Raw genomic sequence first — 11805 nt, forward strand, 5'->3', positions numbered from 1 at the left:
CGGAGGGCACGTGACGGCGAACCTCCCGGACGACCCCACCCCCGGACGAAGCCGAGACCCGCTCCGCACCAGGGGCCCCCGGGGCCGCTGCCAGTGGAGGGGTGCGCGCGAACGTCCATGGGCGCCCCGCCCCGGAGCGAAGCTCAGCCCCGTACCCCCCGCAGGGCCATCGACACGGCGGCCTCCGTGATCGCCCCGGGCTCTTCCGCCGCCCCCAGCTCGATCCTGCGCACCGCCGCGTCCACCACGCCCTGCACCAGCATCGCCGCGAGCCGGGGCTGCTCGTGCCCCAGTTCCGCGAGTGCCTCGACGATCATCGCGACCAGCCCGCCGTGCGCGGCCCGGATCTTCTCCCGCGCGCCCGCGTCGAGCTCACTCGCCGAGATCGCGACCACGGCCCGGTGCCGCCGGTCCCCGACCAGCTCCAGTTGCTGCCGCACGTACGCCTCGACCTTGGCCTCGGGCGTCTCCGCCCGCTCCATGGCGGCCGACACCTCCGCCGCCCAGACCGGGAAGTCGACCTCGCACAGCTCCTCGACCACGGCCGCCCGCGACCGGAAGTACTCGTAGACGCTCGACCGCGCGAGGCCCGTCCGCTCGGCGAGGGCCGGGAAGGTCAGCGCCTCCGTACCGCCCTCGGACAACAAGGAACGAGCCGCGTCCAGCAGGGCGGCTCGCTGCATCGACCGGTGCTCGGCCACGGAGGCCGCTCGAATCCTTGGCACGTCATCCACTCTACGGACGCGCCCGGTCCGACGGGAGTGGCTCTCACCGGCCCCCCGCGCCGGCCTGCCGGGTCAGCGCCCAAAACCGGCCAGTTTGGCTCTCAGCTGGAGGACGGACTTGGTGTGGATCTGACTGACCCGGCTCTCGGTCACACCCAGCACGTTGCCGATCTCGGCCAGGGTGAGGCCCTCGTAGTAGTAGAGCGTGACCACCGTCTTCTCCCGGTCGGGCAGCGTGTTGATCGCCCGCGCGAGGAACCTCCGCAGCTCCCGGTCCTCGGCGACCTCCACGGGGTTGTCGGCGGCGGTGTCCTCCAGCGTGTCCATGACGCTGAGCCCGCCGCCGCCCTCGGCCCCGCCGTGCAGCAGCTCCTCCAGGGCCACCACGTTGGCCAGCGACAACTGGCTGAACACGGCGTGCAGTTCCTCCACCGCGATGCCCATCTCGGCGGCCACCTCGCCCTCCGTCGGCGTCCGTCGCAGCCGCGCCTCCAGCGTGGCGTACGCCCGCTCCACGTTGCGCGCCTTCTGCCGCACCGAGCGGGGGATCCAGTCCAGCGCCCGCAGCTCGTCGATCATCGCCCCGCGGATGCGCGTGATCGCGTACGTCTCGAACTTGATCTCCCGGTCGAGGTCGAACTTCTCGATCGCGTCGATCAGTCCGAACACCCCAGAGGAGACGAAGTCCGCCTGCTCCACGTTGGACGGCAGGCCCACGCTGACGCGTCCCGCGACGTACTTCACGAGTGGCGAGTAGTGCAGGATCAGCTGTTCCCGCAGCCGCTCGTCCCCCGTCGCCTTGTACGACCGCCACAGCTCGTCGAGCGTCGAGGGAGCGGGCGGCCGCACGTTGCCACCGTCACGGGCGGCTGGGGGGAGCGCCGCCCGGTCGGACCCGGAGGTGTGCTGGGGCATTCGTCGCCTTGTGCCGTTCTGCTGCGGAGTGGTGCTGCCGAGGTGAGCTGTCTGTCTGATGTCGAGTTGCCTGTCCGTGTCGGGATCCTCGTGAGCGTAGCGTGACTGCGGCGTCGCGGTGCGCGAAGGAGGGCGGTCGAAGAGGGCGCAGATACGTTCCGCGAGGCGTTCCGCCGGGTGGCCGCGGCCGCTCGGTGTGATCACCACAGAAGCCCAACTGGGCGATTTTCCAAGGGCTGTAGGGGTTCCCCCGGACGGCCGAACCCGGGCGGTCAGCACGGGCCGGGAGCACCGCGGACCGACATCACCGCCTGGCGTGTCAACTTCCAGCCGTCGCCGTGTCGTTCGACGTAACCGAGTGCTCGCAGTTCGTACAGTCTCGCGATCGCGTCGTCCTGCGCGGTCTGCGCACGGCGCGCGATCTCGTCCGGCCGGGCGGCCCCGCGCCCCGGCAGCGCGGCGAGCACCTGCCGGGTGGCCGGTTCCAGCAGGTCCCGGGGCAGGACGGGGCCGCGCCGGTCCGGTGCCAGTTGTCCGATGTCGCCGACCAGCTCCACGACGTCGGCGGCGTCGGTGACCAGGGTGGCCTCGCCGCGCAGCATCTCGTGCACGCCGGCGGACAGGGCGCTGGTGGCGGGGCCCGGGACGCCCATGGTGTGCCGCCCGAGCCGCTGGGCCGCCCGGGCCGTGACGAGGGAGCCGCTGCGGTGGGCGGCCTCGACGACCACGGTGCCCCGGGTGAGGGCGGCGATCACGCGGTTGCGCAGGACGAACCGGCTGGGGGTCGGATGCTCGCCGGGCGGCAACTCGCCGACCACCAGTCCCTGTTCGGCGATCCTGCCGATCAGCTGGGTGTGTCCGCGCGGGTAGGGCCGGTCGACGCCGCAGGCGAGGACGGCGACGGTGGCGCCGCCCGCGCCCAGCGCCCCGCGGTGGGCGGCGCCGTCGACACCGTAGGCGCCGCCGGAGACCACGACCCAGCCCTGCTCGGCGAGGCCGGCGGCGAGGGTGGCCGCCATGTGGGCCCCGTACTCGGTGCAGGCCCGGGCGCCGACGACGGCGACGGACTTCAGCGCCCACATCCGCAGGGCGGCCCGCCCCCGGACCCAGAGCCCGAGGGGCCGGGCGTCCCCGAGGTCGTCGAGTTGCGCCGGCCATTCCGGGCCGCCGGGGCACACGAACCGCACCCCGGCGTCGCGGGCCACGGCCAGATCCCGGCGCGGCCGGGCCACGGCGGCCCGGGCCAGGAGACCGGCCCACCGCTTCCCGCTGACGCCCGGCAGGGCCGCCCCGCCCTCCCGGAGCCGCCGTACGACTTCCCCGGCCCCGAACTCCCGCACCCACCGTCCACCGGCCTCGTCGCCGGGCTCGATGACCCGGGTGAGGAAGATCCGGGCGAGCAGTTCGTCGTCCGGTTCGTCGACGGCGCTCATGTCAGCGCCCCGATGGCCATGGGTACGCCCCGGGGCACTCCGGTGCGCAGTTGCAGCGCCAGGGCGACGTCCGTGGCGTCGGGCCGGTCGTGGCCCGCGAGGTCCGCGACGGTCCAGGCCACGCGCAGGACGCGGTCGAGGCCCCGGGCGGTCAGGACGCCCCGCTCCAGGTTCCGCTCCGCCTCGTCCATCGCGCCGGACACGGCGTACCAGCGGCTGCGCAGCTCCCGCCCGGGCACTTCGCTGTTCGTGCGCCAGGGGGTGCCGGCCAGGCGCTCCGCGGCGCGATCCCTGGCGGCGCGGACCCGGTCGGCGACGGTCGCCGTCGACTCACCACGGGCGCCGCAGGCGGTCAGCTCGGTGCGCGTGACGCGGTCCACCTCGACGCGCAGGTCGACCCGGTCCAGCAGCGGGCCCGAGAGCCTGGCCTGGTAGCGGCGGATCGCCGAGGGCGGGCACTCGCACAGGTCGTCCCGCACCGAGAACCGGCCGCACGGGCAGGGGTTGGCCGCCAGCACCATGAGGAACTTCGCCGGGAAGCGCACCACGCCCGCGCTGCGCGCGATCACGACGTGCCCGGCTTCCAGCGGCTGGCGCAGCGCGTCCAGCGCCTGGCCGCTGAACTCGGGCGTCTCGTCCAGGAACAGCACGCCGCGGTGCGACAGTGACACCGCGCCGGGCCGAGCGACGCCCGGGCCGCCACCGACGAGCGCCTGCATCGTGGCCGAGTGGTGCGGGGCGCAGTAGGGGGCGACGTCGATGAGCGGCTTGCCCGGGGGCAGCAGACCCGCCACCGAGTGGACCGCCGTGACCTCCAGCGACTCCTGCCGGCCGAGCCGGGGCAGGATGGCCGGCAGCCGCTCGGCGAGCATCGTCTTGCCCGCTCCGGGTGGCCCCTCCAGGAAGAGGTGATGCCCGCCGGCCGCGGCCACCTCCACCGCCGTGCGCGCCGAGGTCTGGCCGACGACGTCCGCGAGGTCGTGATGGTGGTCGTGCTGGGCGGCCCCCACGCTGTGCATGCCGGTGGCCGCGCCGGTTCCCGGCATCCGCAGACCGGCGAGGAGCGGGTCGGGGCGTCCCAGCTCGTCGGGCTCCTCGTCGGGTACGGGTTCGTCGGCCAGGACGGCGATCAGCTGCCGCAGACTGCGGACGCCCAGCACCGAGACGCCGGGTACCAGCGACGCCTCGGCGGCGGCGCACTCCGGCACCACCACCTGCTCATACCCCGCGTCCGCCGCCGCCAGCACCGCCGGCAGCACCCCCCGGACCGGCCGCACCCGCCCGTCCAGGCCGAGCTCGCCGATCATCACGATGTCGGCCAGGACCCGGGGGTCGATGCGCTCCGCCGCGCCGAGGACCGCCGCCGCGACGGCCAGGTCGAAGCCGCTGCCCGACTTGGGGACCGAGGCGGGGCTCAACCCCACCGTGAGTTTCTTCTGCGGCCAGGCCGCGCCGGAGTTGACGACCGCGGCGCGCACCCGGTCCCGGCTCTCGGTCAGGCTCTTGTCGGGCAGCCCCACCAGGGTGAACGCCGCCACACCCGGTTCGAGGTCGGCCTGGACCTCGACGACCACGCCCTCGACACCCACCAGCGCCACCGAACACGTACGGGCGAATGCCATCAGGCCACCCCCCGCACATGCTCGACCACGGCCGCGCCGCGGGCCGGCAGCAGCACCCCGACCACGTCGATGCGGACCCCACCGGGCGGCGCGCCTCCGTGGGTCTGGATCCAGCGCTCGGCGAGGTCCCGCAGCCGCTCCGCCTTCTGCGGCGTCACGGCCGCCATCGGATGCTCGAAGGGACCTGCCCTGCGGGTCTTCACCTCGCAGACGACCAGGACGTCCCCGTCCCGGGCCACGATGTCGATCTCTCCGGCGCGGCCGGAGCGCCAGTTGCGCTCCACGACCGTCAGCCCGGTCTCCGCCAGCCGCCGGGCCGCCAGGGTCTCTCCGTACCTGCCCATCGCACTGCGTGCGTTCATCTCGGCACCACCTCCGGCGCCAACGATCACGCAGCCACCGCCCAGAAGTGGATCATGGTGGACGGCTCAGCGGTTGTGGACAACCCGGTCACCCGCCGGGGTGAACCTCACCCGCTCGGCAGCTCCAGATCGCTCTTGTTCAGCTCCTCGATGTTCACGTCCTTGAACGTCAGCACCCGGACCTGCTTCACGAAGCGGGCCGGCCGGTACATGTCCCACACCCAGGCATCCGCCATGGACACCTCGAAGAACACCTCACCCTGGACGGAGTGCACCTGCATCTCGTAGTCGTTGGTGAGGTAGAAGCGCCGCTCGGTCTCGATCACGTATTTGAACAGACCGACGACATCGCGGTACTCCCGGTAGAGCTTCAGCTCCATCTCGGTCTCGTACTTCTCGAGGTCCTCGGCGCTCATGGCATGTTCCCCTTCAGCCGTGCGATCCCCCCATTGTGCGCCAGTCCCGTGAGCACCTAGACGATTTCCGGGTCAAGGGTCACGGGCCGGGCCGGGGGACCCTCGTCGAGCAGCGTGCGCAGCAGCCCGGCGAGTCTGGTCGGATACACCGTCTCATGTGCCCGGCTCAGTTCCGGACACGTCCACCAGCGCGCTCCGGCGACACTGCGCCGTTCCAGTTCGGTCAGCCCCGCGGCGGCGATCTCCGTCCGGTCCGTACGGGCCAGGTAGTACCACTCGTCCTGGTCCCAGCGGCGGCCCGCGAACGGGAAGGAGCACCTGCGCCGCCACAGCACCGGACCCAGCTCGACCTCGGTGATGCCCGTCTCCTCGGCGAGTTCCCGCAGGGCGGCCTGTTCACGGGTCTCATCGCCCTCCACACCGCCGCCGGGGGTGAACCACCAGTCGTCGGCCGGATCGTCCGGCTCGTGCCCGTGCAGCAGCAGGATGCGGTCCCGCGGGTCGAGCAGCACCACCCGGGCGACCTTGCGCAGTCCGCCCTCGTAGGTGTCCCGGCCCGCCGGCACGGCCTCAGCGGACACCTGCGGGCTCCGCGCTCGCCCGGCGGGCCCGGGCCGCGTCCGTCCGTTTGGCGATGGGCCCGTAGGCGCCTCCGCCCAGGACGAGCACGGCGCCGGCGAGCACGAGGAGGGTGATCGTCCGCAGCGGGCCGGGCGAGGAGAGGGTGCCGAGCGGCTCGAAGCCGGTGGGGCGCTCCAGCATGCCCTTCATGGGCCAGACGACGGCGTCCACGCGCGCGTCCACGGCGGAGCGGGCCACCGTGCCGCCGGCGGCGTCGGTGAGGTGGGCGGTGGAGTCCACGGAGTTTCCGCGCTCGTCGCCGAGCAGGAAGAGGCGGCCCTTGGGGACGGTCACGGTCGGGAAGTTGCTCGTCCCCGCCGGTGTGTCCGCGGGCAGGTACGTCTCGTCGATCTCCTTGCCGTTGACCCGCAGCTTGCCGTCCTGGCAGCAGGAGACCGTGTCGCCGCCGACGGCGACCACGCGCTTGACCATGGGCGCGTTGGCCCAGGTGGCGTCCTTGAAGACGACGACGTCACCGCGGCGCACCGCACCACCGTCGACCCGCTGCGCCAGGATGCGGTCGCCCGCGTCGATCGTCGGCGTCATCGAGCTGGTCGGCACGGTGTACGGCCGGTAGACCACCGCGCCCCAGGCGAACCCCCCGAGGAAAAGCACCAGGCCCAGTGCGACGGCCAGCCCGGACAACCGCTGTCCGGTCCGGCTGCCCACCGGGCCCGTGCCCGGGCCGCCGCCGCGCGGGGCCGTGTGCGTCATGCTGTCGCCACCCATGGGTCCGCACCCTACCCGGGGGTACGAGCCGGGGTCAGCAGACGGATGCAATCAGCGCTTCACGGCCCTGGCCGGCTACGGCTTGCGGCGCCGCCACCACACCACCGGCACCACACCGGCGAGAGCCAGGCCCTGCGGCGCCACCGGCAGGCCGGCGGCGGCCGGCCGGGCGTTCAGGCCGGGCTGGTCGAAGGTGTCGGGCACCGGCAGGTTGTCCCAGCGGTTGACCGGCCAGGCGACGACGATGGCCCGCCCGACGACGTCCTTCACGGGGACCATGCCGTGGTTCTTGTCCGACTGGTTGTAGCGGGAGTCCCGGGAGTTCTGCCGGTGGTCGCCCATGACCCAGATGTAGCCCTCGGGGACCTTCACCTTGAACTGGCCGCCCTGGTCGTCGACGCTGCACGGCGTGTTGCCGGGGTAGACGTACGACGTCTCGTTCAGCGCCTTGCCGTTGACCGTCAGCGGGCCGGTGTTCCTGCACTCGACGGTGTCACCGCCGACGCCGACGACCCGCTTGATGAGGTCCTTCTCCTCCACCGACGGCATGAGGCCGATCCAGCTGAGGAACGTCTGCAGGGCGTTCGGGTCCGTGGTGGGCTCGCCCGCCAGCCAGTTGTCGGGGTCGTGGAAGACGACGACCTCGCCGCGCTCGGGCTCGGAGCCGAACCAGGGGGTGAGCTTGTCGACCAGGACGCGGTCGCCCTGCTGGAGGGTGTTCTGCATCGAGTCGGAGGGGATGGAGAACGCCTGCACCAGAAACGTCTTGATCAGCAGCGCCAGCACCAGCGCGATACCGATCAGGAGGGGCAGCTCCTTCCAGAAGGAGCGCGGTTTCTTCGGTGTCCGGGCCGTACCGCCCGGTCCCTGGCCCTCGGCCGTGCTCTGCTCGTCTGTCACCCTGTCGCCCTCGGCTGCCCCGGAGTCACTCCCGGAGGTCACGGCGCTGTCCGCGGCCGGGACGGTGGATTCCGCGGGACGTCCGCGGTGCTCCTCGCCGTCGTGTCCGGACCGTGCGCCAACCGCCACATCCCCCACGCCAACTCCTCACTCTGTGCCGCCGCCTGCCCCACACACGGCGCAGGCCCACCACTCCCATAACGAGCGGGAGTTCCGCAGGGGTCGGGAGCTGGATCGCTTCGTTCGAATCGTCGGAGGCAACCCTATGCGACAGTCGGGGAGCAGCGGTCGACCCGGTGCCCGAGTCGGACACCGAGGCGTAGGTGTTCGGCTCCTCCAGGGTGGTCCAGTGGCCCAGGGGCCAGGCGATGACCATGGCGCGGCCGACGACCTCCTCCTCGGAGACGGTGCCGCCGTAGTCGGTGTCCTGATGGGCGCGGGAGTCCGCGGAGTTGTTGCGGTGGTCGCCCATCACCCACAGGCGTCCCTGCGGGACGGTGATGTCGAACGGCGTGTCCGACGGGGCCGCGCCCGGGTACAGGTAGTCCTCGTTCAGCGGGACGCCGTTGACGGTCACGCGCCCTTGCGCGTCACAGCACTTGACGCGGTCGCCGCCGACGCCGACGACCCGCTTGATGAGGTCCTTCTCGTTCTCCGACGGCAGCAGGCCGATGAAGGTGAGCCCTTCCTTGATCTGCTTGATGACGACCGGGTCGTCCTTCTTGGCCGTGGGCTGCTCGTCCTGGAGCCAGCCGCCGGGGTCCTTGAACACGACGACGTCCCCGCGCTGCGGCTCGGAGCCGAACCACGGGGTGAGCTTGTCGACCAGGACGCGGTCGCCGATCTGGATCGTCTGCTCCATGGAGCCCGACGGGATGACGAAGGCCTGGACGAGGAAGGTCTTCAGCACGAGGGCTATCAGCACGGCGACGCCGACGAGGAGGGGTATCTCCTTGACGGCACCGCGCCTGCGGCGCCGCTTGACCTTCTTCTGGAGCTTGCGCCGCTCGGCGCGCGTACGGCCGCTGGAGGAGCCGGCGGCGCGCCGGGCTCCGGTGGGCAGCAGGTTGTCCGCGGGGCCGGCCGGGACCCCGCGCGGTTTGCCGCGGTTACCCATGTCCGCCCGCCTCCTCGGCGGGGGCGGGCACGCGCGCGTAGGCGTCGGGGCGGGGCAGCCGGGTGGCGTGCGCGAAGGGCCAGACGATCGCGTCGGCGCGGCCGATCACGGCGCCGACGGGGATCATGCCGCCGCCGGGCGAGCCGAGGTGGTCGCGGGAGTCGCTGGAGTCGCTGCGGTGGTCGCCGAGGAGGAAGAGCCTGCCGTCGGGCACGACGACGTCGAAGGGCACCGCGGACGGGCTGTCCCCGGGATACAGGAAGCCCGACTCGTCGACCGGCCGGCCGTTCACCTGGATCCTCCCCTCCTTGCCGCAGCAGACGACGTGGTCCCCCTCCACGCCGACAACGCGTTTGACGTAGTCCGCGTGCCCGAAGTACCCGGTGCCGTCGAACACGACGATGTCTCCCCGCTGCGGCGCGGCACCGAAACGGTACGCCAACTTGTTTACGAGAACCCGGTCCCCGATCCTCAATGCCCGCTCCATCGATCCGCTGGGGATCTGGAACGGACGCACGACGAACGTGCTGAGGAACAGCAGGAACAGCAGGCAGGTCAGCGCGGTGAGGGTGATCCGGCCGCCCGGCAGCCAGGAGCCGGCACGCGACACCAACGCGAAACGCGACCGTCCCTCCGGCCCTCCGGAGTCCGAGGTGGTGTCCTCGGAGTCGGAAGGGCGGGAGGAGCGGTCGCGCTCCGTGTGCTGTGCTTCGGTGTCCATCGGAGCCAGATGCTATCCGGCTCCGGTGTGAACCCCGGAGAGCGCTCAGTTCTCGCGCTTCTCCTTGATCTTCGCGGCCTTGCCGCGCAGCTCGCGCAGGTAGTACAGCTTGGCGCGGCGGACGTCACCCTTGGTGACGAGCTCGATCTTCTCCACGATCGGGGTGTGCACCGGGAAGGTGCGCTCGACGCCGACGGAGAAGGAGACCTTGCGGACCGTGAAGGTCTCGCGCACGCCGGAGCCCTGGCGGCGGATCACGACGCCCTTGAACTGCTGCACACGGGAGCGGTTGCCCTCGATGACGCGGACGTGCACGTTGACCGTGTCGCCCGGGCGGAAGGCGGGGACGTCGCTGCGCAGCGACGCGGAGTCGACGGTGTCGAGCAGGTGAGACATTTCGTCTGCTTTCCTCGCTGATGCCACAGGTCATCAACGGAAACTAGGTGTTTCGGGATCAGGTGTGTGCGGGTCGGGGCGGACGTCGTCTCCCCCTGTGGCAGGGGCGCACGCCGGACGGACGCACAACAGCTGGCTATTCTTCCACGCCGTCGGTCCTGCGCCAAAATCGGCCGTACGGCTCCCCCGCCGGGTCCGGCGCCCAGCCCAGGATGGAGAGCATCTCCCGGTCCTTCTTGTCGAAGGCCTTGGGGTCGCAGCGCTCGATCAGGTCGGGACGGTTCGCGGTGGTGCGCTTGAGGGCCTCGTCCCGGCGCCAGCGGGCGATCTTGCCGTGGTGCCCGCTGAGCAGCACGTCGGGGATGTCCCGGCCGCGCCACTCGGGCGGCTTGGTGTAGACGGGCCCTTCCAGCAGGTTGGCCATGGCGCCGGGCGCGAAGGAGTCGTCCCGGTGGGACTCGGCGTTGCCCAGGACTCCGGGCAGCAGCCGCGCCACGGCCTCCGTGACGACGAGCACGGCCGCCTCTCCCCCGGCCAGCACGTAGTCGCCGATGGACACCTCGTAGACCGGCACGCGCGTCGCGTACTCGTCGACGACGCGGCGGTCGATGCCCTCGTAGCGGGCCGGCGTGAAGATCAGCCAGGGGCGCTCGGAGAGGTGGACGGCGAGTTCCTGGGTGAAGGGGCGGCCACTGGGCGTGGGCACGATGAGGGCGGGCTCGCGGGAGCCGGCCTCGTAGCCGTCGGCGAGGACGGAGTCCAGGGCGTCGCCCCAGGGGCCGGTCTTCATGACCATGCCGGGGCCGCCGCCGTAGGGGGTGTCGTCGACGGTGTTGTGCCGGTCGTAGGTCCACTCGCGCAGGTCGTGCACGTGGACGTTCAGCTGTCCACGCGCGCGTGCCTTGCCGACGAGGGAGACGTTCAGCGGTTCCAGGTACTCGGGGAAGATCGTGACGACGTCGAGGCGCATCAGGACTCGTCCCGGGTGGAGGCGATCTCGGCGCGGTCGTCGATCAGGCCCGGGGGCGGGGTGATGACGGCCTTCTGCTCCTCCAGGTCGATCTCGGCGACGATCTCCTCGACGAAGGGGATCATCACCTCGCTGCCGTCGGGGCGCTCCACGATGAACAGGTCCTGGGTGGGCAGGTGCGAGATCTCCGTGATCCGCCCGACCTCGGTGCCGTCCGCGGTGACCACGTCGAGGTCGACGAGCTGGTGGTCGTAGTACTCGTCCTCACCCTCGGGCAGTTCCTCCGGGTCGACCTCCGCGATCAGGAGGGTGTTGCGCAGGGCCTCGGCGCCGGTGCGGTCGCGGACGCCCTCGAAGCGCAGCAGGAGACGGCCGCTGTGGACGCGGCCCGTCTCGATGGTGAGGGGTCCCGCGGAGGCGGGGTCGGTGGCGAGCACGGCCCCGGGGGCCAGCCTCAGCTCCGGCTCGTCGGTCCGTACCTCGACGGTGACCTCACCCTTGATGCCATGGGCACGGCCGATCCGTGCGACTACCAGCTGCACGTTGTCCATTCTCCTGTCATACGACTACGGGCCGGGGACGGCCCAGTGGCCCTCCCCGGCCCGAGCCGGTGCTGCTGCGAAAGCGTCAGCGGACGTGGTCCACGTCGACGAGGTCGACGCGGACACCGCGACCGCCGATGGCGCCCACGACGGTGCGCAGGGCGCGTGCGGTGCGGCCGTTGCGGCCGATCACCTTGCCGAGGTCGTCCGGGTGGACCCGGACCTCGAGCACCCGCCCGCGGCGCAGGTTGCGCGAGGCGACCTGCACATCGTCAGGGTTGTCGACGATGCCCTTCACGAGGTGCTCGAGAGCCTCCTCGAGCATGCTCAGGCCTC

The 11805-nt window shown here is 72.1% G+C and carries 15 protein-coding genes; all 15 read right to left on the minus strand.

Going from position 1 to position 11805, the window contains the following annotated elements:
- Window positions 1–143: 143 nt before the first annotated feature.
- The 15 genes from RIN80_RS23430 to RIN80_RS23500 all read right to left on the minus strand — a co-directional run bounded on the left by RIN80_RS23430 (window position 144) and on the right by RIN80_RS23500 (window position 11794).
- Window positions 144–701, minus strand: coding sequence for a helix-turn-helix domain-containing protein (locus RIN80_RS23430; protein WP_309097633.1), 558 nt, complete (start codon window positions 699–701; stop codon window positions 144–146).
- A 96-nt stretch (window positions 702–797) separates the two neighbouring features.
- Window positions 798–1640 (minus strand): RNA polymerase sigma factor WhiG, encoded by an 843-nt coding sequence (gene whiG, locus RIN80_RS23435; RefSeq protein WP_309097622.1) that lies wholly within the window; start codon window positions 1638–1640, stop codon window positions 798–800.
- Between the two features lie 272 nt (window positions 1641–1912).
- Window positions 1913–3073, minus strand: a complete 1161-nt coding sequence (dprA, locus tag RIN80_RS23440; protein ID WP_309097623.1) for a DNA-processing protein DprA — start codon at window positions 3071–3073, stop codon at window positions 1913–1915.
- Window positions 3070–4695: a YifB family Mg chelatase-like AAA ATPase gene (locus RIN80_RS23445; RefSeq protein ID WP_309097624.1), complete on the minus strand. Its 1626-nt coding sequence runs from the start codon at window positions 4693–4695 to the stop codon at window positions 3070–3072. Before RIN80_RS23445 ends, dprA begins: the two co-directional genes overlap by 4 nt.
- Window positions 4695–5087, minus strand: a complete 393-nt coding sequence (locus RIN80_RS23450) for a YraN family protein (protein WP_309097625.1) — start codon at window positions 5085–5087, stop codon at window positions 4695–4697. Before RIN80_RS23450 ends, RIN80_RS23445 begins: the two co-directional genes overlap by 1 nt.
- A gap of 77 nt (window positions 5088–5164) precedes the next feature.
- Window positions 5165–5473 carry a DUF2469 domain-containing protein gene (locus RIN80_RS23455; protein WP_003993268.1) on the minus strand — a complete coding sequence of 103 codons (309 nt, stop codon included), beginning with the start codon at window positions 5471–5473 and terminating at the stop codon, window positions 5165–5167.
- 56 nt (window positions 5474–5529) lie between these two features.
- Window positions 5530–6054 carry an NUDIX hydrolase gene (locus tag RIN80_RS23460; protein WP_309097626.1) on the minus strand — a complete coding sequence of 175 codons (525 nt, stop codon included), beginning with the start codon at window positions 6052–6054 and terminating at the stop codon, window positions 5530–5532.
- A complete protein-coding gene (gene lepB, locus RIN80_RS23465; RefSeq protein ID WP_309097627.1) occupies window positions 6044–6823 on the minus strand; it encodes a signal peptidase I in 780 nt (259 codons plus the stop codon). The genes RIN80_RS23460 and lepB (RIN80_RS23465) overlap by 11 nt, the downstream gene beginning before the upstream one ends.
- 75 nt (window positions 6824–6898) lie before the next feature.
- Window positions 6899–7861: a signal peptidase I gene (gene lepB / locus RIN80_RS23470; RefSeq protein WP_309097628.1), complete on the minus strand. Its 963-nt coding sequence runs from the start codon at window positions 7859–7861 to the stop codon at window positions 6899–6901.
- Entirely contained in the window at window positions 7749–8840 is a 1092-nt protein-coding gene (gene lepB / locus RIN80_RS23475) for a signal peptidase I (protein ID WP_309097629.1), read from the minus strand. Before lepB (RIN80_RS23475) ends, lepB (RIN80_RS23470) begins: the two co-directional genes overlap by 113 nt.
- Window positions 8833–9561 carry a signal peptidase I gene (lepB, locus tag RIN80_RS23480; RefSeq protein ID WP_309097630.1) on the minus strand — a complete coding sequence of 243 codons (729 nt, stop codon included), beginning with the start codon at window positions 9559–9561 and terminating at the stop codon, window positions 8833–8835. The genes lepB (RIN80_RS23475) and lepB (RIN80_RS23480) overlap by 8 nt, the downstream gene beginning before the upstream one ends.
- Window positions 9562–9606: 45 nt before the next feature.
- Window positions 9607–9957, minus strand: a complete 351-nt coding sequence (gene rplS / locus RIN80_RS23485; RefSeq protein ID WP_030852073.1) for a 50S ribosomal protein L19 — start codon at window positions 9955–9957, stop codon at window positions 9607–9609.
- Between the two features lie 136 nt (window positions 9958–10093).
- Window positions 10094–10927, minus strand: coding sequence for a tRNA (guanosine(37)-N1)-methyltransferase TrmD (gene trmD / locus RIN80_RS23490; protein WP_309097631.1), 834 nt, complete (start codon window positions 10925–10927; stop codon window positions 10094–10096).
- On the minus strand, window positions 10927–11469 hold the full coding sequence (gene rimM, locus RIN80_RS23495) for a ribosome maturation factor RimM (RefSeq protein ID WP_309097632.1): 543 nt from the start codon (window positions 11467–11469) through the stop codon (window positions 10927–10929). Before rimM ends, trmD begins: the two co-directional genes overlap by 1 nt.
- 85 nt (window positions 11470–11554) lie before the next feature.
- Window positions 11555–11794, minus strand: coding sequence for an RNA-binding protein (locus tag RIN80_RS23500; RefSeq protein ID WP_003973401.1), 240 nt, complete (start codon window positions 11792–11794; stop codon window positions 11555–11557).
- Window positions 11795–11805: the final 11 nt, after the last annotated feature.

This window comes from Streptomyces sp., assembly GCF_031181705.1.
Lineage (GTDB): Bacteria > Actinomycetota > Actinomycetes > Streptomycetales > Streptomycetaceae > Streptomyces.